This window comes from Mesorhizobium sp. B2-4-15 (assembly GCF_006658505.1).
GTDB lineage: Bacteria > Pseudomonadota > Alphaproteobacteria > Rhizobiales > Rhizobiaceae > Mesorhizobium.
In genome coordinates this window covers 68,964-92,993 of record NZ_VFUZ01000004.1, presented here as the reverse complement: position 1 = coordinate 92,993, position 24,030 = coordinate 68,964, and the positions used below count along the sequence as shown (strand labels likewise).

Genomic DNA, 24,030 nt, shown 5'->3' with positions numbered 1-24,030 from the left:
AAAATATTGCGCCTGTGCCGGTTGTTATGAAACCGTATGCCCCGACGGGCCGTTCGAGCCATGCTCATATTCGGCTGCCGAATCTCGGTGGATAACAAGGGGTTTTCACAATGTTTTCAGTCAAGGTTTTGGCCAGCGCGGCATTTGCTCTGGCCGTCACGGCGGCTTCTGCCAGTGCACAGGTGGTTGTCTCCTCCAAGATCGACACCGAGGGCGGCGTGCTGGGCAACATCATCCAGCTCGTTCTCAATGCCAACAACATCAAGACCACGGACCGCATCCAGCTCGGCGGCACGCCGGTGGTGCGCAAAGCGATCACCGCCGGCGAGATCGACATCTATCCCGAATACACCGGCAACGCGGCCTTCTTCTTCGAAAAGGCTGACGACCCGGTATGGAAGGATGCCGCCAAGGCCTATGAGACGGCGAAGAAACTTGACTATGACGCCAACAAGATCGTCTGGCTGTCGCCTGCGCCGGCCAACAACACCTGGGCGATCGCGCTGCGCAAGGAAGTGGCCGACACCAACAAGCTCGCCACGCTTTCCGACTTCGGCAAATATGTTGCCGGTGGCGGCCAGGTTGTGTTGGCGGCTTCGGCCGAGTTCGTCAACTCGGCCGCGGCCCTGCCGGCCTTCCAGACCACCTATGGCTTCAAGCTGAAACCGGAGCAACTGATCACGCTGTCGGGCGGCGATACGGCGGCGACCATTGCCGCGGCCGCCAACCAGACCAGCGGCGCCAACGCCGCCATGGTCTACGGCACCGACGGCGGCATCGCGCCGTCGGGCCTCGTCGTGCTCAACGACGACAAGGGCGTGCAGCCGGTCTATCAGCCAGCGCCCATCATCCGCGAATCCGTGCTGAAGCAGCATCCGGAGATCGAGACCCTGTTGAAGCCGGTCTTCGCCAAGCTCGACCTCGTCACGCTGCAGGAACTGAACGGCCGCGTGCAGGTCGGCGGCGAGCCGGTCAAGGGCGTCGCCGAGGACTTCCTGAAGAAGAACGGGTTCTTGAAGTAACGACCACAAGATCGCGACGCAGGTGCAAGTAGTGCGGTCGGCGGAGCTGCCAATCTCCCCCCTTGCGGGGGAGATGTCCGGCAGGACAGAGGGGGGTGCTGTCCCGCCGTCCTATCGGCGCATCACAATTGCCTTCCTTGGCAGGTTTGCTTCCAGACACGCCAGGGCTCGAACGCCGGCGATCCTTCACACCCCCCTCTGGCCTGCCGGCCATCTCCCCCGCAAGGGGGGAGATCGGATCTCACGCCGGATTTCGCCAATCACCGATGGAGGCCGCAGGAAGCGGAAAATCGCCTGTCTTGAGGGACATCGATGACCCTGCGGTTCGACAAACTCGGCGTGGTCATAGCAGTGATCGTTGCCTATGCGACTTTCGCCGCCTCCTTCGCCACGTTCCGCGCCAACCGCATCGTCCCCGGCCAGGCGCGTTCTATTCTCGAGGCGCTGCCGCCAACGACCGGGCCATTGCTTTTGGGAATCGTGATCGTGGCGGCGCTCATCGCACTACTGCGGACGCCGCTCATGCTGCGCCTTGCCGCCAGCGTGGCGGCACTTGCCGCACTTGCGCTGCTGATCGGCGTCGCCGGCACATTTCTCACGCCGGCCGGCAACACTTTTGCCAGGATATCTCCGGCCTCCGGTTTCTGGATTCTCATCTTCGCTTTCACGCTTTTGCTGGCCGACGTACTGACGCGGTTCAATTTGTCGCCATGGGCCCGGATCGGCGTGCTGGTCGTTGCCACCGTGGCGATTGGACTGCTTTTGATCTCGGGAAGCTGGAACGACCTTTCCATCCTCAAGGAATACGCCAACCGCGCCGACAGCTTCTGGGCCGAAGGCTCCAAGCACGTCACGCTGGCGCTGGGTTCGCTGGCCGCCGCCGTCATCATCGGCCTGCCGCTCGGCATCCTCTGTCATCGTGTCGAAAAGCTTCGAGCGGGCGTGCTCAACGTCCTCAACATCATCCAGACCATCCCTTCGATCGCGCTGTTCGGCCTGCTGATCGCGCCGCTCGGCTGGGTCGCCACGCACGTGCCGGGGGCGGCCGCGCTGGGCATTCGCGGCATCGGCACGGCACCCGCCTTTGTCGCCCTGTTCCTCTATTCACTGCTGCCGGTGGTGGCCAACACGGTGGTCGGGCTCGCCGGCGTGCCGCGTGCCGCCAACGACGCGGCGCGCGGCATGGGCATGACCGATCGCCAGCGCCTGTTCGGCGTCGAGTTTCCGCTGGCCTTCCCGGTGATCCTGACCGGCATCCGCATCGTACTGGTACAGAATATCGGGCTTGCCACGATCGCCGCGCTTATCGGTGGCGGTGGCTTTGGCGTGTTCGTCTTCCAGGGCGTCGGCCAGACGGCGATGGACCTGGTGCTGCTTGGCGCGGTGCCGACCGTAGCGCTCGCCTTCGCCGCGGCCATCATCCTCGATGCGGTGATCGAAATGTCCGCCACCAAGCGCAGGGTTGAAACGGCATGATCGAGATCGAAGGCATCACCAAGCGCTATGACGCGACAACGGTGGTCGACGACGTATCGATGGTCATCGAGCCACGCACCATCGCCGTCATTGTCGGCACCTCCGGCTCCGGCAAGACGACATTGCTTCGCATGATCAACCGGCTGGTCGAACCAACCGCCGGGATCATCAAGCTCGACGGCGCCGACAATCGCTCGGTGCCCGGTTACGAACTGCGCCGCAGCATCGGCTATGCCATCCAGGGCCACGGCCTGTTTCCTCATCGCACCGTGGCGCAGAACATCGCCACCGTGCCGGTGCTGCTTGGCTGGGACAAGGCACGCATCAAGGCCCGCGTCGACGAGTTGATGGCACTTTACCAACTCGATCCGAAGGAGTTCGGGCCGCGCTATCCGCATGAATTGTCCGGTGGCCAGCAGCAGCGCGTCGGCGTGGCCCGCGCGCTCGCCGCCGAGCCCAACGTGCTGTTGATGGACGAGCCGTTCGGCGCGCTCGACCCGATCATCCGCACCAAGGCGCAGGAAGACCTGCTGGCGATCCAGAAGCGCTTCGGCACCACCATCATCCTCGTCACCCATGACATGGAGGAAGCCGTGCACATGGGCGACAAGATCGCCGTCATGGATGCCGGCAAGCTCGTGCAATATGCCAGACCCGCCGAGATCCTGGCAAACCCGGCCAGCAGCTTCGTCGAGACCTTGGTCGGCGCCAGTGAGAGGCCATTCAGGCTGCTGTCGCTCGGACGGGTGCGCGACGCGGTGGAGACCGGTGTTGCCGATGGCGAAGCGATCCCCGGCGATGCCAGCCAGCGCGATGCGCTGGCCGAACTCCTGTGGTCGGGCCGGCCGGCGTTGCCGGTAAAGGGCGCCGACGGCAAGCCGCTTGGCCGTGTCACCGTGGACGGGTTGGTCAAGCGGGCGGCGAGGCCGGCATGAAAGCCTGGCTGCCTCTGCTGCTCAGGCTTGTGCTGGTGGTGTTGCTCGTGGCCTTCGTCACCAGCCCAGGCTGGTTCGAGCCGCTGCTGAAGCCGCTGACCGAGAACAACGCTCCCGCGATCTACAATCAGGGCAGCCTGCTGACTTTGACGCTGCTGCATCTGCGCACCGTGCTGATCGCCACCGTCGCCGCGACCGTCGTCGCGGTGGCCTTGGCTATCCTTGTCACCAGGCCGGCTGGTGCCGAATTCCTGCCGCTGTCGCGCAGCCTGGTCAATATCGGCCAGACTTTTCCACCGGTGGCGGTGCTGGCGCTCGCCGTACCGGCCGTCGGCTTCGGCGAGAAGCCGACGCTGATCGCCCTGTTCCTCTACGGCCTGCTGCCGATCTTCGAGAACGCGCTGACCGGACTGACGACGCTGCCGGCCAATGTCGTCGAAGCGGCGCGGGGCGCCGGCATGACTGGCTGGCAAAGGCTCACCAAGGTCGAACTGCCGCTCAGCGCGCCGATCATCCTGGGCGGCATCAGGCTCTCGGTCGTGATCAGCCTGGCCACCGCCACCATCGGTTCGACGGTGGCCGCCAGGACACTGGGCGAAGTGATCATCGCCGGCCTCTTGTCGAACAATCTCGCCTTCATCCTGCAGGGTGGCCTGATCGTGGCGGCCCTGGCCGTGCTGATCTATGACGGGCTGTCGGCGGTTGAGCGTTACGCGGCGCGACGCATGGGCAGGGACGTCGAGTAGCGCGCCTCATCACCGGAATCGATTTCAATCGATCTAACCGCAAGGCGGGTAGGGCGCACGCCGTCCAGTACGGACGTTTTGGGCGAAAGCCGGGCAGAAACCGAACAATATCTTGACGTTCGCAGCCCTGTTTCGCATACACCGCAGCGAAGAGGTGGATTCCGTGCGCGGAATCCGGTCTTTGTCTCAACGGCCCAGGGAGGGGTTCATTTGGGCCAACAATCGAGGAAAATTCGGCAATGACCATTATTTCCGCCGTCATCGCCTGCGGTCTGCTTTCTGTCCTCTACGCCATCTGGGCGACACGTTCGGTTCTCGCGTCCGATCAGGGCAATGCACGCATGCAGGAAATCTCCGCCGCCATTCGCGAAGGCGCGCAAGCCTATCTGGCGCGCCAGTACACCACCATCGCCATCGTCGGCGTTGTGGTGCTTCTGCTCGCCTGGTGGCTGCTTTCGATCACCGCCGCCATCGGCTTCCTGATCGGCGCCGTTCTGTCTGGCGCCGCCGGCTTCATTGGCATGCATGTTTCGGTCCGCGCCAATGTGCGCACGGCGCAGGCGGCCTCCAACAGCCTCGCCGCTGGTCTCGACATAGCCTTCAAGTCGGGTGCCATCACCGGCATGCTGGTTGCCGGCCTGGCGCTGCTCGGCGTCTCGATCTACTATCTTATCCTCACCCATTTCATGGGCCTTCAGCCAAACGACCGCGTCGTCATCGATTCTCTGGTCGCGCTTGGCTTCGGCGCCTCGCTGATCTCGATCTTCGCCCGTCTCGGCGGCGGCATCTTCACCAAGGGTGCTGATGTCGGCGGCGATCTGGTCGGCAAGGTCGAAGCCGGGATTCCCGAGGACGATCCGCGCAATCCGGCCACCATCGCCGACAATGTCGGCGACAATGTCGGCGACTGCGCCGGCATGGCCGCCGACCTGTTCGAGACCTATGCGGTGACCGTGGTTGCCACCATGGTTCTCGCCGCCATCTTCTTCGGCGGCACCGCCGTGCTCGGTGCGGCGATGCTCTATCCGCTGGCCATCTGCGGCGCCTGCATCCTGACCTCGATCGTCGGCACCTTCTTCGTCAAGCTCGGCTCCAACGGCTCGATCATGGGCGCGCTCTACAAGGGCCTGATCGTCACCGGCCTGCTGTCCATCGTCGGCCTTGGCGTCGCCACATCGGTCACGCTTGGTTGGGGGGAGGTCGGCACGGTTGCCGGCATCACCATCACCGGCAAGAACCTGTTCATCTGCGGCCTAATCGGCCTCGTGGTGACCGGTTTGATCGTGGTGATCACCGAATACTATACCGGCACCAACAAGCGCCCGGTCAACTCGATCGCCCAGGCTTCGGTGACCGGCCATGGCACCAACGTCATCCAGGGCCTCGCGGTGTCGCTGGAATCGACGGCGCTGCCGGCCATCGTCATCGTCGGCGGCATCATCGCCACCTATCAGCTCGGCGGTCTCTTCGGAACGGCGATCGCCGTCACCACCATGCTCGGTCTTGCCGGCATGATCGTGGCGCTCGATGCCTTCGGCCCGGTCACCGACAATGCCGGCGGCATCGCCGAAATGGCAGGCCTGCCCAAGGAAGTGCGCCATTCCACCGACGCGCTCGACGCGGTCGGCAACACCACCAAGGCGGTGACCAAAGGCTATGCCATCGGCTCGGCTGGCCTGGGCGCGCTGGTGCTGTTCGCCGCCTATTCGAACGATCTGAGGTTCTTTGCCGCCAATGGCGACAAATACCCCTACTTCCAGGGCATGGGCGAGATCTCCTTCGACCTCTCCAATCCTTACGTCGTCGCCGGTCTGATCTTTGGTGGCCTGATCCCGTATCTGTTCGGCGGCATCGCCATGACAGCCGTCGGTCGTGCCGCGGGCTCGATCGTCGAGGAAGTACGCAAGCAGTTCCGCGAGGATCCGGGCATCATGGCCGGCACCTCCAAGCCGAACTATGCGCGCGCGGTCGATCTCCTGACCAAGGCGGCGATCCGGGAAATGATCATCCCCTCGCTGTTGCCGGTTCTGGCGCCGCTTGTCGTCTATTTCGGCGTGCTTTTGATCTCTGGCTCGAAGGCGTCCGCTTTCGCGGCACTCGGCGCCTCGCTGCTCGGCGTTATCGTCAACGGCCTGTTCGTGGCCATCTCGATGACCTCGGGCGGCGGCGCCTGGGACAATGCGAAGAAATCGTTCGAGGACGGTTTCACCGACAAGGACGGCGTCAAGCACCTCAAGGGCTCCGAGGCGCACAAGGCCTCGGTGACCGGCGACACGGTCGGCGATCCCTACAAGGACACCGCGGGTCCTGCGGTCAACCCGGCGATCAAGATCACCAACATCGTGGCGCTCCTGCTGCTTGCGGTGCTCGCGCACGGCTGAGCAAGAGCTGTTGAAAAAAGCGAAACCCGCGCGGAGCGATCTCCGCGGGTTTCGTTGGTTCGGGATCGGGCACGGTGCTTCAGCCGCCGTCAGGCTTGGCTCCATTGCTCTCGGCACGTTTTCGGTAGCGGGCCAGCATGTCGTCTACTCCTGGTTCGCGCGAAGGCATCGCCGGCAGGCCGCGTATCCCACGTAGCCTCGTGACGAAGGCGCCGCGCCCGTATTTGCGGCGAAACTCCCTGGCTCTCGGATGGATGCCGCATGCGGCCAGAATCCGGCGTTTCAGATAGGTGGATTTCTTCAAGGGTCGAGGGTCCTCGGCCGCGGCAAGAATTTCCACGCGCAGGACGCCCCATCACTGACAAGTCGGCCTGTCCGGGCCAAACAAAAACCCGTGAGATCGCTCCCACGGGTTTTTGGTCGCCTGAGATGCTGCTGCTTTCCCGGGGGAAGCAGTGACTGAAGATCAGGGGGTGCCGCCGCCGGGGATACCGGGCGCCAGCTTGCTTGCGCCGTTGATGATCTGGCTGAGGAAGTTCTGGTCCTTGCCGCCAGTAGGGGTGGTGCGCGAGATGAAGTCGAAGATCTTGCCGTCCTTCAGGCCGTAATTGGCGATCTGGGTGACGCGGCCGTCCGGGCCGAAATAGACCGCCAGCACATGCTGGTCGACCAGGTGCGGCTTGTCGAACGCGACATAGCGCTTGCGCGTCTGCGAGATGTAGTAGAACGCCTCGTTGTCGAAGGTCGCCGTGGTCGACGGCGTGCCAAGCGCCAGCAGCACCTGCTCGCGGCTGGAGCCGACCGGTACCGAATCAACCGCCTGCTGGTCGATGACATACCCTTGCGTCAGCGTCTCGCTCGGATTGAGATCGCCGATCATCTTGTTCGTGTGGCATGCCGAGAGCGCCGAAACCATGAGCAGCAGCGAGATCGCGCCGGCGGGCCTGGAAGTGAAGGTCGACTTGAAATTCAGCGCGCGCAACAACAATTCTCCATTACATCGCCGCAACTTGCGCTGGGCCGCAAAACCGGTAAACCAGCTTGCTTGCCGATGCAACAAGGCCAATTCAACAAACGGTCCCCGGAGACCATCCCCATGTTCCAGCGCCTTTTTGGCCGTGAACGCCACACCAACCGCGCCATCACCGACGCGCTCTACGCACAAATCGTGGCGGCGGCGCGGCAGACTGCATTTTATTCCCACTGGAATGTTCCGGACACGCCGCTTGGCCGTTTCGAGATGCTTTCGCTGCACATGTTCCTGTTCCAGCATCGCTTGCGCGGCGAGGGCGGCGTGGCGCAGGAGATCGCGCAGGTGCTGATCGACGAATTCTTTCTCGACGTCGATCATTCGCTGCGGGAACTGGGCATTGGCGACGTCGGCGTGCCGAAGCGCATGAAGAAACTGGCCAAGATGTTTTATGGCCGCACCGCCGCCTATGATGATGCGCTGGAAAGAAACGATCATGACGGCTTGACCGCGGCACTTGCCCGCAACATCCGGCCCGACGCAGGCACCTGGCCGGAAGCATCGCAATTGGCCGGCTATGTCGCCGGTGCCTGCAAGCAACTGGCAGCGCAGCCGTCCGAATCAATCGTTTCCGGCACGGTGACATTTCCGCTGGCCAGGGAGGTCGATCGATGAAACATGCTGATCCGCAAAGCCCGGTTTCCTTTTTCGCGAATGTCGCCCGGCTACCGCAGAAAGGGCTGCCCGTGGTGATCGAGGCCGACGCCACACAGCGCGCGGCCCTCGCCGAGGAGCACGGGCTGGTGTCCGTCGAAGCCTATCGCGCGGAACTCCTGGTCGCCTCCTGGAAGCGCAATGGCGTGAAGGTCAGCGGCCGTGTCGAGGCCGACATCACGCAAGCCTGCATCGTCACGCTCGATCCCGTCGCGGCGCATATCGACGAGCCGATCGAGGCGCTGCTGCTCCCCGAGGACTCCAAGCTTGGACGGCAGGGATTTGAAGGCGGTGGCGAAATTCTGCTCGATGCGGACGGGCCCGACAGTCCCGAAACATTTTCCGGCGACACTATCGATGTCGGGGCACTCGCGGAGCAGTACTTCGGTTTGGCGATCGACCCCTATCCGCGCAAGCCGGGCGCGTCCCTGGATGCCGGTGGCGACACCGAACCGGAGGAGAACGAATTTCAGCAAAAACTGCGGTCCTTGCTGGGAAAATCCTGAAAACCTCGCCCGCGACGGAAAAGTCGGTTGTGTGAAAACCCAAAACCGCTATTTTCGCCAAACCTTTGCGATCACTAAAGCGACCTGCCGCCTAACCGTGAGATGAATACCGCGTGATCAGGATTTCCATCGATGCCATGGGCGGCGATCACGGACCAGCCGTGGTCATTCCGGCGCTCATGACGGTTGCGACCCGCCGCCCAGACATCCGCTTCGTCATCTACGGGCGTGAGGACGTGGTGCGTCCTGAACTGGCCAAGTTTCCCAAACTGGCCGAGGTGAGCGAATTCTTCCACTGCGAGGTCGCGGTCAGGATGGACGACAAACCAAGCCAGGCGCTGCGCCATGGCCGCTGGAAATCGTCAATGTGGAAGGCGGTCGAGGCGGTCAAGTCGGGCACGGCGGACGCCTGTATCTCGGCAGGCAACACCGGCGCGCTGATGGCAATGTCGAAATTCTGCCTGCGCACCATGGCCACCATTGATCGTCCGGCGATCGCGGCCTTGTGGCCGACATTGCGTGGCGAAAGCGTGGTCCTCGACGTTGGCGCCACCATCGGCGCCGATGCGCACCAGCTCATTGATTTTGCCATTCTCGGCACCGGCATGGCGCGCTCCGTATTCGGCATTGCCCGGCCGACCGTCGGCTTGCTCAATGTCGGCGTGGAAGAGATCAAGGGCCAGGAAGAGGTCAAGGAAGCGGGACGCATGCTGCGCGAGGCCAACATGGCCTCGATGAATTATCATGGCTTTGTCGAAGGCGACGATATCGGCAAGGGTACGGTCGACGTGGTGGTGACGGAAGGCTTTGCCGGCAACATCGCGCTGAAGACGGCGGAAGGCACCGCCCGCCAGATCGCGGGTTATCTGCGCGCCGCGATGAGCCGCACCCTGCTGGCCAGGATCGGCTATGTCTTCGCCAAGGGCGCTTTCGATCGCCTGCGCGAGAAGATGGATGTCGGCCGCTCGAACGGCGGCGTGTTCCTGGGACTGAACGGCATCGTCGTCAAAAGCCATGGCGGTGCTGATTCGGACGGTTTTGCCGCGGCGATCGAGCTCGGCTACGACATGGTGCGCAACAATCTGATCGACCGCATCGAGGCCGACCTGGACCTGTTTCATGCGCGCAACCCGCATGCCCTGTCATCTCGGAAATCCGACGTCGTTAGCGACGCGAACGAATAGGAAAGAACTTTGATCAGATCAGTCGTGCGCGGCACGGGCGCCGCGCTGCCCCGCCGCATCATGAAGAATGCCGATTTCGAAGGCATGGTCGAAACCTCGGACGAGTGGATCGCCCAGCGCACCGGCATCCGCCAGCGCCATATCGCGGCCGACGACGAGACGACGGCTTCCCTGGGCGAGGCAGCGGCGCGCGCCGCCCTCGCCGATGCGGGGTTGACGCCAGATGACATCGACCTGATCGTGCTGGCGACGTCGACGCCCAACAACACGTTCCCGGCCACCGCGGTCGAGATCCAGGACCGGCTCGGCATGCATCACGGCTTTGCCTTCGACATGCAGGCGGTGTGCTCGGGCTTCGTCTATGCGGTGACCACGGCCGATCTCTATATTCGCGGCGGCCTGGCCAAACGCGTGTTGGTGATCGGCTCCGAGACATTCTCGCGCATTCTCGACTGGAGCGACCGCTCGACCTGCGTGCTGTTCGGCGACGGCGCCGGTGCCCTGGTGCTGGAAGCGGGCGAGGGGGGCGGCACGATCGCCGACCGCGGCGTTCTGGCGGCCAGCCTGCGCTCCGACGGCACGCACAAGGACAAGCTTTTTGTCGATGGCGGACCATCGACGACGGGAACGGTCGGCCACCTCAGGATGGAGGGCCGCGAGGTCTTCAAGCATGCGGTCGGCATGATCACCGACGTCATCGAGGCGACCTTCTCGGCCGCCGGCATCACCGCCGACGATCTCGACTGGTTCGTGCCGCACCAGGCCAATAAACGAATTATTGACGCTTCCGCCAAGAAGCTCGGTATTGCCGAACAGAAAGTGGTGGTTACGGTCAATTTGCACGGTAACACCTCGGCGGCCTCGGTGCCGTTGGCGCTGTCGGTGGCCGTTGCCGATGGGCGCATCAAGAAGGGTGACCTCGTGCTCCTGGAAGCGATGGGCGGCGGCTTCACATGGGGTGCCGTTCTGGTCCGCTGGTAAGTGCCGAACGGCTCGGTTTCGGTCCTTGACCTTGCCGGATCAATTACTTAGGCTCAGCCGTTGTTGTGCCGATTTTATGTTTGAGCTGATGGGACGGTCGCATGGGGGGAAAGACACTTACGCGCGCCGACCTTGCCGAGGCCGTCTACCGGAAGGTTGGTCTGTCGCGCACTGAATCCGCCGAACTCGTTGAAGCCGTTCTGGACGAAATCTGCGAAGCCATCGTCCGCGGTGAGACGGTCAAGCTGTCGTCCTTCGCGACATTCCATGTCCGCTCCAAGAACGAGCGCATCGGACGCAATCCCAAGACCGGTGAAGAGGTGCCCATCCTGCCGCGCCGGGTGATGACCTTCAAGTCGTCCAACGTATTGAAGAACCGCATCTTGCGTTCTCACCAGAACAGCAAGGCCAAGGGCGGCAAGTAGCGTCCATTGTACGGTTGAAAAACCGGCCCCACCATAACGTTGGGCTTGAATATTGTTTCACAAACCGCTGAAATAAGGCCCGATTCGGCAGCATGGCCGGATTGGTGTTCCGCGTATGATCCATTCCGCGCAAACGGAATGAGCTTCTCTCTTTGTTGAGCGTGATCTCGTCTGAAGACCGTTCCGGATCACGTTCCAGCGTGAGGATTTCGCCCATGGACAAGAGCCCTGACGCCTTCCGTACCATCAGCGAGGTCGCCGAAGACCTCGACCTGCCGCAGCATGTGCTGCGTTTCTGGGAAACGCGCTTCAACCAGATCAAGCCGATGAAGCGCGGCGGCGGCCGACGCTACTACCGGCCGCAGGATGTCGAGTTGATCAAGGGCATCCGCCACATGCTCTACGACCAGGGTTACACCATCAAGGGCGTGCAGAAGCTGCTGCGCGAAAACGGCAATCATTTCCTGGTTGCCATCGGCAATGGCGACATGGCCGCGGTCGAGGCCATTTCCCAGCGAAAGCAGGCCGACCAGGTGCCGCTGACGCCGGCAGCGCAGCCGCGCGGCGGCGATGATGAACTGGTTGGCCAGCCAAGGGTCAAGCCCAGTCGCCGCTTTTTCGGCCTTGGCAAGGGCGATGAGGAGGGTCCCGTTCAACCGGACGCCTCGAAACTCTCGCGCGACAATCGCGCACTGCTGCAGGAGGCGCTGTTCGACCTGCTCGAATGCAAGCGCTTGCTCGACCAGGTGCGCTGAGCGCCGCCCGAAGTGCTTTGAAGCCGCGAAACTGGAACCCGCCTTTGGGGTGAGGCGTTACGTTTCCTTCTGCAAGAGAAGGAAACGCATGATGGCACCATTCTCGACCCTTTCGGACATCGATCTCGAAAAGCAAGTCACGGCGCTGTCGAGGGAACTCGCGGCGTTGCGCAAGGCAGTGTCCAGGCGGGGTGGCGCCTACTATGAAGATAGTCGTGATGCCGCGCTCGACACATATTCCGATCTTGCCGGGCGTCTGCGGGAGGCCATGCCGGCAATTCGCAGGCAGGGAAGGGTGATCGAGAGATCGGCCCGCGACCATCCGGCGGCAGCTGCGGCGGTTGGCCTTGTGGTGCTCGGCCTGGTGGCCAGCCTGTTATTCAGCCGACGCTGATACCATCGCCGACGTTGGCATGTGGGTTCAAGGCAAAATGGCGGCGCCGGTTTGGCCTGCGGCCATTACCGTTTTTGGAGGCGGTTGCCTCGCCGCCCTGATCTGCCGGCGCTGATCGATTCAGTGATCTCGGCTGCTCCGGCATCTGGCACTGAGCGCTTCGGCATAGAGGCGCATGGCGCCCTTGTGCCGTCGGCGCAGGAATGCTGATTGCTCCAGCCGCCAGAGCCGCTCGATCTCCGCCGTGATCGCCGGGTTTGTCCATGTGCCGTAGCCGGCGGCTGTGTAGACAACCACCTCGCCGGCATAGAGCCGCTCGTCGGTGACCAAAAAGTCGATACGGATATAATCGAGATCGCCAGCGATCCCCGGCGCGATCGAGATTGCCTGGCGAACGTAGTCGATGAGCCGAGCGCTGACCGGCAAGGCCTGGTCCTCGCGGGGATAGTCCGGATCGCGACCGGGCAGTGGATTGGCTTCCCGGTCGAACAGAAGCGATTGCTGGGCGGTCTTATCCTCGACCCAGACGTGGGCGATCACCCCGCTGCAGATATGGACCTTGATATCTGTGGCAATGGTTCCGCCGCAAAGTGCCAGCCGCTCTTCCGCGAAGACGGTTGGATCAACAGGCCAGTACGCCCATTCGCCGTCGCGCCGTCCGTAGCGTTTCTTGAGCCAGCGTCTCGCCTTGCGTACGATGACGGCGCGATCCGGCTCACCGTCGGATACGAATATGTTCATCGCGCAGCCATGGTTTGCCTTGACCACAACGGGGCCGATCAGCATATCCGCAGGGATGTCGGCAGCGTCGCCCCCGGACCAGAGCGTCTTTGGCATGGCGATCCCGGGGCAGGTGTCACGGATATAGACCTTGGCAGCGAGCTTGTCGGTCAACGTCACGAACAACGGATTGCGGTCGAGGATCTTTCGCCAAAGCAACAGCTCATGGTAGCGCTCGGGCGCGGCCGGATTGGGCAGATAGCCCAGTTTCGTGGCAAATCGCGCGACAAGGCCAGGGTGACGAACCGTCAGCCACAATCGCGCGACCGACAGGACAAGACGATTTTTCCAGGAAATATTGGCCGCGGTCGTCATCGGGATACCTGGCCATGTTGGCGAAGCCGGACCCGGTGCGCGTACCCGGTCAGCACATGCCTTGCCGTATCGTGATTTGGCTCTGCGTGAAAGGTTTCACTTACCGTCGGGGCATCGGGATTGACGCCGGAATCCTGGGGCTGGCGGTTTCGGTGTAACTCGACAGGCCCGATTCACGTCGTCCCCGGCATTGCATCACCAAGAGAAGACCGGCCTTGAACAAGAAGCCAAGGCGGTCTTCTCGTTGGTCGTCTGGTATGCTTAGTAGGCCTTCTTCACCATTTTCTTCGTGTGATGGTGGTGATGGTAGTGGTAGTGGTGATGGCGATGGTGGTGGCGATGGTGATGATGCTTTGCCATGGGGGCCGCATCCGCGCTCGTCGCACCGATGACCGGCGCCGTGAAAGCGAGGGCAACTGCAAGCCCGAGGGCCGAGAGGAGGGACTTCTTCATGGATCGTTTCCTTCTTTTGGCAGGCAGATCTAAATCGGGTCGATAACCCGACCGCCGCGAATGGAATTACGCTCCCGAATTTTTTCGTCAGTATTTCCCGATTGTAGAATTTTGTTTCTGAACTGTTTCTGGCCGACCGAGTCTCCATCACCGCCATGGCACGGGCTGCAAGCTGCCTTAGTCGGCTGTTTGGCTACGCACGCGCAGATGCGCTTGCGAGGTGTGGGGTTCACGATAGTGTGACGGCCCGTTTGGCTCTTGGCAAATCGCTGACGAGCGGGCATCTTCCTGCTCGTCTCAGGCAACATCCATTTTGATCAAACTCTTTCAGCCACCGGAGTTGCCAATGCCCCACAATGCAAAAGAACATGCCCTTTCCGAACCGTTAGCCAATGAGATCGGGCCAATTTACAGCACCCTCAAGGCGATGCGGGAAACCCGCGGTTACAGCGTGGAAGAGCTGTCGCTGACCTGCGGCCTGTCGGTCGACGAGATCGAGGACATCGAGAGCGGCAGGGCGGCCGACCCGGCGAAGCTGCGTCGTATTGCGTCCGCGCTTCAACTGCCCCAGGACGCTGTGATTGTTTCCGCTGCGCCGGCACCGGCCGCACAAGGTCGGCCCCTGGCATAGAATCAGCAACAGGCATGCCCAAGAAACCCGCTAGGCCCGCTTGGCGGGTTTCTTGTTGATGCCGCAGCGTTCTCCAGCAGCCGGGCTTGCCGACTTGCCGATCGCACGTGTTTATACCCACGGCATCCAGATCTGTTGCCGATTGGTCCGCTGTGCATTGGGTTTTGAGCTGTGGGTCTTCTGATATGAGCCTGGAATCTGTTCGTGCCTTCTTCGCCGCGCATGCGCCGGACATCGAGGTCATCGTCACGGAAGCGAGTTCGGCGACGGTGACGCTGGCGGCGCAGGCGCATGGTGTGTTGCCGGCGCAGATCGCCAAGACGATCTGTCTTCGCGTCGCGGAACGGACCATGCTCATCGTGACCAGCGGCATCGCCAGGCTGGATAACCGCAAGTTCAAGGACCAGTTCGGCGGCAAGCCCCGCATGCTGGATGCCGAAGAGGTCGTCGAGGCGACAAGCCACCCGGTGGGTGGCGTCTGCCCGTTCGGCCTGCCGTCGCCGCTGCCGGTCTACTGCGACGTGTCGCTGCGCGAATTCGGCGAGGTCGTGCCGGCCGCCGGCGCCACCAACGCTGCGGTACGGATTGAGCCGCGGCGCATGGCGGACCTAGTCGGCGCCGAATGGGTCGATGTGTGCCAGGGTTAGAGGCCGTATCCAAGCCGGAGCTGAAACCAGCAAGGCAAAGGAAAGAGGCGGTTTGAGAATCGGCCGATCTGGCCGGGCGGACTTCGGGGGCAAGTCCTGCTTCAAAATGGTCGGAGTGGCCGGATTCGAACCGACGACCCCTTGACCCCCAGTCAAGTGCGCTACCGGGCTGCGCTACACTCCGGACCGGTCGCGATGTATCGTGATAACCCTGCTCGGGTCAACCGAAATTCGGCGTTTATCGTGGCGGCGTGGATACGATGGCTCTTGGCCTCTGCAATGCCGGCCGCAGCAGCCGCTGATGGCGGTATTCGAGCGCGATGGCGCCCCAGATCAAGCCGAGCAGCAGGTAGACGTGGCGCCAGTGATCGATGTCGATGAAGGTGCCGAGCCCGGTATTGCCGATGAAGGCGACATAGGCGCACAACAGATAGGGTTGCCACGGCCGGTCGCGCAGAAGGATGCGGAACCCGGCTGCCAGGGTCCAGAGGACGAGCGTCAGGAAAGACACGAAGCCGAGCCAGCCATAGTCCATCAGCATCTTCAGCCAGATGTCATGCGTGTCCTCGCCGAAGAGCTTGCCGAAGACCAGTGGTCCGATGCCGAAAGGACGCTCCATCGCCATCTGGAAACCGATCGTATAGCGGGCGAAGCGGCCGAGGCGGGCGGTGTCATAGCTCTGTTCGAGGTGCGCGCGGTTGGAGAACATCTCCGCCACGCCGGGCAGCTGCAAGATGACGATGATGGCGATGGCCAGCAGCGAAAGTGCGGCAATGGTCATGATCACCACGCGCAGCCGGAACATGCCGCTGTTGCTCTGCAGGAACAGGCAGCCGGTGAGCAGCACAGCGGAGACGGCAAACATGCCCCAGGCGCCGCGCGAGAAGGAGAAGAAGATGCCGGCCGCGATGATCAGCAACGGTATCGCCAGCAACGGCATGCGCGACACCGGGCCCGTCAGGAGCAGATAGAGCAGATAGATGCCCGGCAGCACCAGGAACGGTCCGAACACGTTCGGGTCCTGGAAGGCGCCGGCGGCGCGGTCGTACTTGGTGAAGATTTCCGCGCCGGGAAAGGCGTGGAAATAGCCTGCTATGCCAAGCAGCGACGTTGCCACCGCCGAGACGACATAGGCAATGAAGATCAGACGGTAGAGGTTTGGCTGCGTGGCGACAACCGATGCGAAGAACACGGCGCTGAAGGCGAGAAACAGCGATACGGCGAGATAGAGCGGCGTGTTGGCGAGATCAGCCATCTGCGTCATCGAGATCATGCCGCCGATGTTCATCGTCACCAGAAGCACCAGCAGTGGGGTGGCGGCGCGGGAGATCCTCAGGCCGAAAAGGGCCCAAACGGCGATCAGCCCGGCCATGTAGATTTCATAAGGGGCCGGCTCGCTGATGACGAAGCCGGACAGCAGCATGCCGACCACCACCGCGCCCGAGGAAATCAGCGTGATCAGTTTGGCGTTGACCGCGGCGCGCGGCAAATCATGGCTGATCGCGCTCAATAGGCGTTTTCCGTATTGAGCAGCCGGATCGGGGTCAGGAACAGGATCCGCAAATCGAACAGCAACGACCAGTTTTCGATGTAGTAGAGGTCGTACTCCGTTCGCATGCGGATCTTTTCGTTGGTGTCCATCTCGCCGCGCCAGCCGTTGATCTGCGCCCAGCCGGTGACACCGGGCTTGACCTTGTGGCGGGCGAAATAGCCGTCGACCACCTCGTTGTAGAGAAGGTTGTGAGACTGCGCGGCAATGGCATGTGGACGAGGACCGATGAGCGACAGCGAGCCCAGCAGCGAGTTGAAGAATTGCGGCAGCTCGTCGATCGAGGTCTTGCGGATGAAGCGGCCGACGCGGGTGACGCGCGGGTCGTTCTTGGTCACTGTCTGCTTGGCGGTCGGGTCTGACCTGTCGGTATACATCGAGCGGAATTTATAGACCTCGATAACCTCATTGTTGAAGCCGTGCCGTTTCTGCTTGAACAGGACCGGCCCCTTGCTGTCGAGCTTGATGGCGATCGCGGTGCCGAGCATCACCGGCAGGAACACGACGATGCCGATGAGGCTGAAGATGATATCGAAGGCACGCTTGGCGACCGAATCCCAATCGTTGATCGGCTTGTCGAAAATGTCGAGCATCGGCACCGAGCCGATGTAGGAATAGGCGCGCGGACGAAACTGCAGCGCGTTGGAGTGTGCCGACAGCCGGATGTCGACCGGCAGGACCCACAGCTTCTTCAGCAATTGCAGGACGCGCGATTCGGCGGTCAGCGGCAGCGACACGATCAGCATGTCGATGCGGGCGATGCGGGCGAACTCGATCAGTTCCGAAATGGTGCCGAGCTTGGGATAGCCGGCAACGATGGGTGGCGAGCGCTTGTCGCTGCGATCATCGAAGATGCCGCAGATGCGGATGTCGTTGTAAGGCTGCTTTTCGACCGAGCGGATCAGGATCTCCGCCGCCTTGCCGCCGCCAACAATGACGGCGCGTCGCTCCATGCGGCCATCGCGTGCCCAGCGCCGGATCAGCTTTGACATCATTAGCCTGAGGCCGAAGAGGAAGACAAAGCCGACGACGAACCACGTCCCGAACAGCAGGCGCGAGTAATCTTCCGACATCTTCGTGGCGAAGGCTGTCAACGCCATCAGGGCGAAGGCGCCGGCCCAAGCCAGCAGGATGCGGCCGAAATTGGCGATCGGCCGCATGAGGGAGACCACCTGATAGCAGTCGGTGACATCGAGCAGCACCACGGCGAGGAACGATGCGGCGGCAATCGTCACCGGATATTGCCAGGCGAGATAGTTGAAGAACCCGACATAGTAGAAATAGACGCAGAGCCCCGAAAGGAACAGCACCGCGAATTCGACCATGCGCAGGACGCCGCTGACCATGATCGGCGACATCGTATCGCGCCGGTACTGCGTGGCGACCTGCCGGGCAACGTCGTTCATGCCGCCGGACGCGTCGCCGTCGGTCGGGTCGTCGAATTTACGGACCGCTTCGGGTGAAAAGCGGCGCGCGGGGTCGATCTCGTTCATGGGACAGTCCGCAAGCTTTCCTTGGGGAATAGCAAAGGAGAGCTAAGAAACCCTTGAAACAACGCATGGCTTTGGAACGGCTCGGACTACCTGTCGAGCGCCGCGAAGTAGGCTTTCTCGATGTCGGCGGCCATGACGTCGGCGCCGAAACGCGCCCTGAGGCCGGAACCGTCGGGCATCAATTCGCGATAGGCGGCAAGGTCGGCCAGCGCCTGGCTTATCTTGCCGGCAAGTTCGACCGCATCGGGCCGGATCAGGGTAGGGGAGGCGGCACCAAAAATCTCCGGTATGCCGCCGACGGCGGTCGCGATCATCGGCCTTGCCCCCGCAAGGGCCTCCAGCACGATATAGGGCATGGCCTCGGCACGCGAAGGAACGACGACGAGCGCCGCCAGCGCGAAGGCCTCCCTGGCCGGCATCGGCGGCAGGAAGCGGACATTGTCTTGCAGCCCCAGGCGCTTCACCTGCGCGTGGTAGCGCGGCAGGTCGTCGCCGTCGCCGACCATCACCGCGCTCAATGCGCGGCCGAGCCGAGGGCCGGCGGTGGCCAGGGCATCGATGAAGATGTCTGGCCCCTTTAGGTCCCGCATCATGCCGATGTAGAGCAGGTCCGCCACATCGGCGTTGGTGATCACTGGTTCGAATTCGGCGGCGCGAAGTCCATTGTAGACCAACGTGTTCGGGATCGGCGGTTCGCCCACTTTCCTGCGATAGGTCCGCCGCTCATAATCGGAGACGAACAGCAGGCAATCGGTGAAGCGCGCCATGAAGCGCTCGATCGCGAAGAACAGCTTTCCGGTGGCTGTGTTCTCGTCATAATGGAGGGAGCCGCCATGCGGCGAATAAAGGCGGGCTACGCGAGACCTTGATACCCGCAACAGTGAGCCGAACAGACGGGCATAGGCGCCACCCTTGGCGCCGTGCCCGTGCAGCACGTCCGGCCGCAATTCCTTGATGATCCTGTAGGTGCGTCTGGCAGAGGCGAGGTCGCCCGGGCCGACATGGCGCTGCATTGGCGTGCGATGGATGCCGAGCGCCAGCATCTCCTTCATTTGCGCGAACAGACGCTCCTCGAATTCGCCGCCCGTGGTCGAATCGCAGACGATACCGACCATGTGACCGGCGGCGACCTGCGCTTCCGTCAAATCGCGCACATGCCGGAAAATTCCCCCGACGGGTGAACGAAAGCAGTGGACGATCCTGAGCTTGTCCGCCACGTGGTGTCATTCAGAACAGGCGTTCACGAACGTAGACGGTATCTCCGGGCAGCAGCGGGTCCGAGGTGACCACACGGCCGGTAATCACCTTGCCGTTGATGTCGCGGGTGATGTCGACGCTTTCCTGATTGGCGCGCGGCGTGAAGCCGCCGGCAATGGCGATGGCCTTCTGCACGGTCAGGCCGGGTACGTAGGAATACTGGCCGGCGGCGCCCACCTCGCCCATGACGAAGATCGGCCTGTAGCGATCGATCTCGACCGAGACGTCGGGGTCGCGCAGATAGCCTTGCCGCAACTTGTCGGCGATCGCCTTTTCCATCTGCTGCGCGGTGTGGCCGCGGGCCGGTATCACGCCGACGAGCGGGAAGGAGATGTAGCCGGACTGGTCCACACTGTAGGTATTGGTCAGCCCGTCCTGCTCGAACACCGTGACACGGACACGGTCGCCGGCCCCGAGGCGGTACGGCTGGTCGAGGACTTCGTGGAAGGCTGCCGGTGTCGGCCGGTAGCTGGAGCAGCCGGCAAGCATCGATACGGCAAGCAGTGCGCGAAAGAGGGTAGCAGTGCTTTTCATGACCGGATACGTACCTTCGACTGGCCGCTGCCGCAGCGCAGCAAACATCTGGGATCGGGCTCGTTATCATCCTGTTAGGGTTAATGGCCGGTAAAGGCGCTGGCTGATACCGCTCGCGCCGGCGAGAATTTCGCCTTGTTTGCTGGTTTTGTCGTTTTTCTTGCCGCTCGCGCGTAAATCCTAACCAAAACTTACCGTGATCTTAACCGCTGAGTTACCATAGTTGTTTACGGTGTATCCCGACCCAGTTTCGGAGTAGGGATGCATGTCCGTTCAGTCCGCGGCCGCAGATGTCGATGTTGATCTCAGGCAGCTCTTTGCCAGCCTTGCGAGGAACTGGTTGCGCATCCTGGTCTTCGTTCTGGTGGTGACGGGAGTGGCGTTCGGGTTCGCTTCGCTTGCGACCCGGCATTACAAGGCCCAGACGCAAGTGGAGATCGTCCCGCGTGAATCCGTCTACACGCGTCCGGCCGGCAACACGGACGGCGATAAGCCGATCCTCGACGAGCAAGGCGTTGCCACCCAGGTCCAGATAATTTCGTCCAACGAGATCCTGAAGCAGGTGGCGCAGAAGCTCGGCCTGTCGCGGCTGCCTGAGTTCGACGAAACGATCAATATGTCCTCCCTGAGCCGCGTGCTGATCCTGCTTGGCTTGAAAAACGACCCGATGGACGTTCCGGCCGACGAGCGTGTCCTGAAGAAGATGCGTGAGAAGCTCAACGTCTATGGTGTTGAAAAGACTCGCATCATTGCCATCGAGTTCTCCTCGGAGGATCCCAAGCTCGCCGCCGCCATTCCCGATGCCATTGCCGCCGCCTATATTGCGGGGCAAGGTGCGGCCAAGCGCGAATCGAACACTGCCGCCGCCGACTTTCTGGCGCCCGAGATCGCCGACCTCTCGAAGCAGGTCAAGGACGCCGAGGCCAAGGTTGCGGCCTACCGCGCCCAGTCCGATCTCCTGATCGGCGGCAACAATTCCGTTCTGGCCACCCAGCAACTGGCCGAGCTGTCGACCGAATTGTCCCGGGTGCGGGCCAACCGCGCCGCGGCCGAAGGCACCGCCGACAGTGTGCGCAAGGCGCTGCAGAACGGCGGCTCGCTGGATTCGCTGCCGGAAGTGCTGTCGTCCGACCTGATCCAGCGCCTGCGTGAGCGGCAGGTCGAGCTGCGCGCCAACATCGCCGATATGTCGACGACACTGCTCGACAATCATCCGCGCATCCGCGCCGCGAAATCGCAATTGGCCGATCTCGACGCGCAGATCCGCAGCGAAGCCCAGAAAGTCATGAAGGGCCTTGTGATGCAGGCGGACGCGGCCAAGGCGCGCGAAAACCAGCTCGTCGCCGACGTCAACACGCTGAAAGCGGCTTCGGCACAGGCTGGCGAACAGCAGGTCGGCCTCGACGCGTTGCAGCGCGATGCCGCCGCCAAACGCCAGCAGCTCGAACTCTACCTGACCAACTACCGCGAGGCGGCTTCGCGTCAGGATCGCAACTATGTCCCGGTCGATGCCCGCATCGTCTCGCCGGCCTCGGTGCCCGCCGAGCCATATTTTCCCAAGATCGGGCCAATCGTTGGTGCTGCCGCAGCGGCCTCGCTTCTGCTGGCGGCGGTGTTCACGCTGTTGCGGGAGCTCTTCTCGGGCCGAGCCATGCGCCCGGCCACCGGAGCCCGTTTTGTGCCGATCGACGAAGTGCCGATGCCACCGCCTGTCCATCAGGAACCATCTTCTCGCCTGGAACCGCCTGTCGCCCGCGAGCTCGCCAATCGTCCCGCCGAAGCGCCATTGCCCGAAAGGGTCATGGCGGAGATGATCGCGCAGCCCCAGCCAGCTGTGGAGGCAGAGTCTGCCGCCCATGCCGCCCCTGTCGCCGGGGCCGCGCCGGTGGCTGAGGCCAAGCCTATGGCTGAGGCCGAGCCTGTCACGGAGATCCAGCGGCCACGCTCCGTGCTTGGCGAGATCGACATCGAGAAGGCCGCTGAAAAGCTGATCGCGAGCGGGGCCGCGCGCGCCATATTCGTTTCGCCCGAAGGCGACGAGGCGGCCGCGTCGGCGATCCTGGTGGCGCGCGAGGTGTCCGACGCCGGCCTGCGCGTCCTGCTGCTCGACCTCACGGCCTCAGGCGCCGCCTCGCGGCCGATGCTCGACAGCGGGCTTTTCCCGGGCATTACCGATCTGCTCGCCTCGCAGGCGCAGTTCAGCGACGTGATCCATGCCGACCTCTACTCCGACTGCCACGTCATTCCCGTCGGCACCGCCGACCCGGTCCGCGCCATGCGTGCCGCCGACCGGCTGCCGATCATCATGCAGTCGCTGACCACGGCCTACGACCTGGTGGTGGTCGAATGCGGACCGGCCGACGCGCAAGGCATAAGCCGCCTGGGCAGCGATGCCACCGAGGTGTTCCTGTCCATGCTCGAGCCGGACGACGAAGTGACGCGAGCCGCCGTCAAGCTGATCGAGAACGGCTATCCCGACCTGACGCTGGTGACGCCGCTCGGTCACGAACCGCCGGGCACGCCGGGTCGGCGCTCCGCGGCTTGAAAGAACAGCCGTTCGGAGGCTTGCTCATTTAACGGCGAGCTTAGCTGTCGTCCTCGCCAGCCGTGGGCGCTGCCTGTCCCGCTGACTTACGGCGCAGCATCTTGGCCAGCTTCCAGATCGCCGGGCTGTTCTTGATAAAAGCCTTCAGCCGCGCATTCTGGCGAAGCATCAATGCCAGCGCACGGCCCTTCAGAGTCAGCGGGACCAGCACCTCGAAATGCTGCGTTTCGATGTCGCACCACTGCCGCTTGTAGGGCTCGTCGCCGACGGAGAAATCATAGACCGCGAAACCCGTCTCGCAGGCCTCCTGGATGTTGTCGAAGAACAGGAAGTCGCCGGGACTGGTGTGCGCGAGATCGTCCTCGGCGATCGCTCCGAACTCGCAGATCAGCCGCCTGCCCGAGCGGCTCGATCCGGTGATGGCGCGCAGCTTGCCGGCGACCTCCAGTCCGTGCAGCACGAAAGGAGGCTCGGATTGGTCCAAGGCCTGGGTAAACAGCTCTCGGAAGAAGGCGCGCGTCGGATCGTCCCCGAAGACGTTGGCGATGCCCATCTTGCGAAAGCGAAGCTCCTTCATCTCGAAGAAGGCGTCGAGCAACCGCTTCACCTCGTCCGAGCTGCGAGCCTCGATGCGTCGGTGGTTGCCGACGGCCTCGAATTTGCGGGTCTGCGAACGATGCTTCTTGCGTTTGCGCTTGCCGCTGGCGCGCAGCAGCAACGCGTCGAAGCCTCCGGCAAGGTCGACGGCCAGCGAAAGATTGGGGCTGGAAAAATGTGCAAGCGATGCCAGCGGATTGGCGACGCCATCAAGCTTGGGCAGCAAGCGTTCCAGCGCGATGAGATCGATGTCCGGACGGGATTTGGCGACGGCCGCAAGCATCGAACGGACGGCTGCGACATCCGCATTGGCCAGCCATTGCGGGTCAGCGGCCGCGAAATTGCCGTTGGCGTGCCGGTCGCCCATGAAACGGGCGACTCGGAACGGTCCCTGATTCACAACCTCCAGCGCCAGTGCGAAGACCGGCTTGCCTTCGAGAGCAAGCGTCGCCACGAGGAATTCGGGCTTGACCTGCGCGGCCCAGTTCAGGACCCAGGTCGCGCCCTGTGCCGGCGCGCAGACCGCCGAGCGGCAGAACCTCGCATAGGCCGCCAGCCCCTCGGCGCCCGCGACCGAGATCGATGGCCCGGCGGTATCCCCAGGCAGGGCGCGTGGTGATGCCCCGATCGCCGCAAGCCGATTGCCGTCAAATGACGCCATTGCGTCAACCATACCTCAATCCTTAAGGCGTATTGATCCCGATTTGGGGGGGCGCTCAGGCGTATTCCGTGCTTGGATC

24 protein-coding genes and 1 tRNA gene are annotated in these 24,030 nt (G+C 62.9%); 15 read left to right on the top strand and 10 right to left on the bottom strand.

Annotated elements, in window-relative coordinates:
- The first annotated feature begins 110 nt into the window (after positions 1-110).
- The 5 genes from FJ930_RS06530 (at position 111) to FJ930_RS06505 (ending at position 6,560) form a co-directional block, all read left to right on the top strand.
- Positions 111-1,022, top strand: a complete 912-nt coding sequence (locus FJ930_RS06530) for an ABC transporter substrate-binding protein (RefSeq protein WP_140738584.1) — start codon at positions 111-113, stop codon at positions 1,020-1,022.
- Positions 1,023-1,334: 312 nt separating this feature from the next.
- A complete protein-coding gene (locus FJ930_RS06520; protein WP_141836109.1) occupies positions 1,335-2,498 on the top strand; it encodes an ABC transporter permease in 1,164 nt (387 codons plus the stop codon).
- The gene (locus FJ930_RS06515) at positions 2,495-3,433 is read left to right on the top strand and encodes an ABC transporter ATP-binding protein (RefSeq protein WP_141836106.1); all 939 of its coding nucleotides are present in this window, start codon (positions 2,495-2,497) and stop codon (positions 3,431-3,433) included. The genes FJ930_RS06520 and FJ930_RS06515 overlap by 4 nt, the downstream gene beginning before the upstream one ends.
- Entirely contained in the window at positions 3,430-4,179 is a 750-nt protein-coding gene (locus FJ930_RS06510) for an ABC transporter permease (RefSeq protein ID WP_140738596.1), read from the top strand. The genes FJ930_RS06515 and FJ930_RS06510 overlap by 4 nt, the downstream gene beginning before the upstream one ends.
- 239 nt (positions 4,180-4,418) lie before the next feature.
- On the top strand, positions 4,419-6,560 hold the full coding sequence (locus FJ930_RS06505; protein ID WP_140738599.1) for a sodium-translocating pyrophosphatase: 2,142 nt from the start codon (positions 4,419-4,421) through the stop codon (positions 6,558-6,560).
- A 79-nt stretch (positions 6,561-6,639) separates the two neighbouring features.
- On the opposite strand, the gene FJ930_RS06500 is transcribed toward FJ930_RS06505, so the two are convergent.
- Both FJ930_RS06500 and FJ930_RS06495 read right to left on the bottom strand, forming a co-directional pair.
- On the bottom strand, positions 6,640-6,864 hold the full coding sequence (locus tag FJ930_RS06500) for a hypothetical protein (protein ID WP_181763293.1): 225 nt from the start codon (positions 6,862-6,864) through the stop codon (positions 6,640-6,642).
- 162 nt (positions 6,865-7,026) lie between these two features.
- Positions 7,027-7,542 carry an outer membrane protein assembly factor BamE gene (locus tag FJ930_RS06495; protein ID WP_140609557.1) on the bottom strand — a complete coding sequence of 172 codons (516 nt, stop codon included), beginning with the start codon at positions 7,540-7,542 and terminating at the stop codon, positions 7,027-7,029.
- 114 nt (positions 7,543-7,656) lie between these two features.
- Here FJ930_RS06495 and FJ930_RS06490 point away from each other — a divergent pair, with 114 nt between their 5' ends.
- The 7 genes from FJ930_RS06490 to FJ930_RS06460 all read left to right on the top strand — a co-directional run bounded on the left by FJ930_RS06490 (position 7,657) and on the right by FJ930_RS06460 (position 12,489).
- Positions 7,657-8,205: a ubiquinol-cytochrome C chaperone family protein gene (locus tag FJ930_RS06490; RefSeq protein ID WP_141836103.1), complete on the top strand. Its 549-nt coding sequence runs from the start codon at positions 7,657-7,659 to the stop codon at positions 8,203-8,205.
- Positions 8,202-8,750 carry a DUF177 domain-containing protein gene (locus tag FJ930_RS06485; protein ID WP_141836100.1) on the top strand — a complete coding sequence of 183 codons (549 nt, stop codon included), beginning with the start codon at positions 8,202-8,204 and terminating at the stop codon, positions 8,748-8,750. The genes FJ930_RS06490 and FJ930_RS06485 overlap by 4 nt, the downstream gene beginning before the upstream one ends.
- Positions 8,751-8,863: 113 nt before the next feature.
- Positions 8,864-9,934: a phosphate acyltransferase PlsX gene (plsX, locus tag FJ930_RS06480; protein ID WP_141836097.1), complete on the top strand. Its 1,071-nt coding sequence runs from the start codon at positions 8,864-8,866 to the stop codon at positions 9,932-9,934.
- A 9-nt stretch (positions 9,935-9,943) separates the two neighbouring features.
- Complete coding sequence (locus FJ930_RS06475) at positions 9,944-10,915, top strand: beta-ketoacyl-ACP synthase III (protein WP_141836094.1); 972 nt, start codon at positions 9,944-9,946, stop codon at positions 10,913-10,915.
- Positions 10,916-11,016: 101 nt separating this feature from the next.
- A complete protein-coding gene (locus FJ930_RS06470) occupies positions 11,017-11,340 on the top strand; it encodes an integration host factor subunit alpha (protein ID WP_010915609.1) in 324 nt (107 codons plus the stop codon).
- Between the two features lie 215 nt (positions 11,341-11,555).
- On the top strand, positions 11,556-12,095 hold the full coding sequence (locus FJ930_RS06465; protein ID WP_013895974.1) for a MerR family transcriptional regulator: 540 nt from the start codon (positions 11,556-11,558) through the stop codon (positions 12,093-12,095).
- Between the two features lie 91 nt (positions 12,096-12,186).
- Complete coding sequence (locus FJ930_RS06460; protein WP_141836511.1) at positions 12,187-12,489, top strand: hypothetical protein; 303 nt, start codon at positions 12,187-12,189, stop codon at positions 12,487-12,489.
- 120 nt (positions 12,490-12,609) lie between these two features.
- Here FJ930_RS06460 and FJ930_RS06455 read toward each other — a convergent pair whose 3' ends face one another.
- Together FJ930_RS06455 and FJ930_RS06450 are read right to left on the bottom strand one after the other, a co-directional pair.
- On the bottom strand, positions 12,610-13,584 hold the full coding sequence (locus tag FJ930_RS06455) for an ATP-grasp fold amidoligase family protein (protein ID WP_140738620.1): 975 nt from the start codon (positions 13,582-13,584) through the stop codon (positions 12,610-12,612).
- A 261-nt stretch (positions 13,585-13,845) separates the two neighbouring features.
- Positions 13,846-14,037 carry a hypothetical protein gene (locus FJ930_RS06450; protein ID WP_140738623.1) on the bottom strand — a complete coding sequence of 64 codons (192 nt, stop codon included), beginning with the start codon at positions 14,035-14,037 and terminating at the stop codon, positions 13,846-13,848.
- 346 nt (positions 14,038-14,383) lie between these two features.
- On the opposite strand from FJ930_RS06450, the gene FJ930_RS06445 reads away from it, so the two are divergent.
- Both FJ930_RS06445 and FJ930_RS06440 read left to right on the top strand, forming a co-directional pair.
- A complete protein-coding gene (locus FJ930_RS06445; RefSeq protein ID WP_140738626.1) occupies positions 14,384-14,668 on the top strand; it encodes a helix-turn-helix transcriptional regulator in 285 nt (94 codons plus the stop codon).
- Between the two features lie 185 nt (positions 14,669-14,853).
- Positions 14,854-15,315, top strand: a complete 462-nt coding sequence (locus tag FJ930_RS06440) for a YbaK/EbsC family protein (RefSeq protein WP_140738629.1) — start codon at positions 14,854-14,856, stop codon at positions 15,313-15,315.
- Positions 15,316-15,422: 107 nt separating this feature from the next.
- On the opposite strand, the gene FJ930_RS06435 is transcribed toward FJ930_RS06440, so the two are convergent.
- The 5 genes from FJ930_RS06435 to FJ930_RS06415 all read right to left on the bottom strand — a co-directional run bounded on the left by FJ930_RS06435 (position 15,423) and on the right by FJ930_RS06415 (position 20,148).
- Positions 15,423-15,499, bottom strand: a tRNA-Pro gene (locus FJ930_RS06435).
- Between the two features lie 54 nt (positions 15,500-15,553).
- Positions 15,554-16,825 carry an O-antigen ligase family protein gene (locus FJ930_RS06430; protein ID WP_141836091.1) on the bottom strand — a complete coding sequence of 424 codons (1,272 nt, stop codon included), beginning with the start codon at positions 16,823-16,825 and terminating at the stop codon, positions 15,554-15,556.
- A complete protein-coding gene (locus FJ930_RS06425; RefSeq protein WP_141836088.1) occupies positions 16,822-18,357 on the bottom strand; it encodes an undecaprenyl-phosphate glucose phosphotransferase in 1,536 nt (511 codons plus the stop codon). The genes FJ930_RS06430 and FJ930_RS06425 overlap by 4 nt, the downstream gene beginning before the upstream one ends.
- Before the next feature lie 86 nt (positions 18,358-18,443).
- A complete protein-coding gene (locus FJ930_RS06420) occupies positions 18,444-19,574 on the bottom strand; it encodes a glycosyltransferase (RefSeq protein ID WP_141836085.1) in 1,131 nt (376 codons plus the stop codon).
- Positions 19,575-19,584: 10 nt separating this feature from the next.
- Entirely contained in the window at positions 19,585-20,148 is a 564-nt protein-coding gene (locus FJ930_RS06415; protein WP_140738641.1) for a polysaccharide biosynthesis/export family protein, read from the bottom strand.
- Between the two features lie 265 nt (positions 20,149-20,413).
- On the opposite strand from FJ930_RS06415, the gene FJ930_RS06410 reads away from it, so the two are divergent.
- On the top strand, positions 20,414-22,693 hold the full coding sequence (locus tag FJ930_RS06410) for an exopolysaccharide transport family protein (protein WP_141836082.1): 2,280 nt from the start codon (positions 20,414-20,416) through the stop codon (positions 22,691-22,693).
- A gap of 40 nt (positions 22,694-22,733) precedes the next feature.
- Here the strand turns inward: FJ930_RS06410 and FJ930_RS06405 are convergent, their stop codons facing one another.
- On the bottom strand, positions 22,734-23,963 hold the full coding sequence (locus tag FJ930_RS06405) for a GNAT family N-acetyltransferase (RefSeq protein WP_141836080.1): 1,230 nt from the start codon (positions 23,961-23,963) through the stop codon (positions 22,734-22,736).
- Positions 23,964-24,030 lie beyond the last annotated feature (67 nt).

Coding starts and splice junctions, on each gene's coding strand:
- FJ930_RS06530 (WP_140738584.1), top strand. CDS start 111: ATGTTTTCAGTCAAGGTTTTGGCCAGCGCGGCATTTGCTCTGGCCGTC.
- FJ930_RS06520 (WP_141836109.1), top strand. CDS start 1,335: ATGACCCTGCGGTTCGACAAACTCGGCGTGGTCATAGCAGTGATCGTT.
- FJ930_RS06515 (WP_141836106.1), top strand. CDS start 2,495: ATGATCGAGATCGAAGGCATCACCAAGCGCTATGACGCGACAACGGTG.
- FJ930_RS06510 (WP_140738596.1), top strand. CDS start 3,430: ATGAAAGCCTGGCTGCCTCTGCTGCTCAGGCTTGTGCTGGTGGTGTTG.
- FJ930_RS06505 (WP_140738599.1), top strand. CDS start 4,419: ATGACCATTATTTCCGCCGTCATCGCCTGCGGTCTGCTTTCTGTCCTC.
- FJ930_RS06490 (WP_141836103.1), top strand. CDS start 7,657: ATGTTCCAGCGCCTTTTTGGCCGTGAACGCCACACCAACCGCGCCATC.
- FJ930_RS06485 (WP_141836100.1), top strand. CDS start 8,202: ATGAAACATGCTGATCCGCAAAGCCCGGTTTCCTTTTTCGCGAATGTC.
- FJ930_RS06470 (WP_010915609.1), top strand. CDS start 11,017: ATGGGGGGAAAGACACTTACGCGCGCCGACCTTGCCGAGGCCGTCTAC.
- FJ930_RS06465 (WP_013895974.1), top strand. CDS start 11,556: ATGGACAAGAGCCCTGACGCCTTCCGTACCATCAGCGAGGTCGCCGAA.
- FJ930_RS06460 (WP_141836511.1), top strand. CDS start 12,187: ATGGCACCATTCTCGACCCTTTCGGACATCGATCTCGAAAAGCAAGTC.
- FJ930_RS06455 (WP_140738620.1), bottom strand. CDS start 13,584: ATGACGACCGCGGCCAATATTTCCTGGAAAAATCGTCTTGTCCTGTCG.
- FJ930_RS06450 (WP_140738623.1), bottom strand. CDS start 14,037: ATGAAGAAGTCCCTCCTCTCGGCCCTCGGGCTTGCAGTTGCCCTCGCT.
- FJ930_RS06445 (WP_140738626.1), top strand. CDS start 14,384: ATGCCCCACAATGCAAAAGAACATGCCCTTTCCGAACCGTTAGCCAAT.
- FJ930_RS06440 (WP_140738629.1), top strand. CDS start 14,854: ATGAGCCTGGAATCTGTTCGTGCCTTCTTCGCCGCGCATGCGCCGGAC.
- FJ930_RS06425 (WP_141836088.1), bottom strand. CDS start 18,357: ATGAACGAGATCGACCCCGCGCGCCGCTTTTCACCCGAAGCGGTCCGT.
- FJ930_RS06415 (WP_140738641.1), bottom strand. CDS start 20,148: ATGAAAAGCACTGCTACCCTCTTTCGCGCACTGCTTGCCGTATCGATG.
- FJ930_RS06410 (WP_141836082.1), top strand. CDS start 20,414: ATGTCCGTTCAGTCCGCGGCCGCAGATGTCGATGTTGATCTCAGGCAG.
- FJ930_RS06405 (WP_141836080.1), bottom strand. CDS start 23,963: ATGGTTGACGCAATGGCGTCATTTGACGGCAATCGGCTTGCGGCGATC.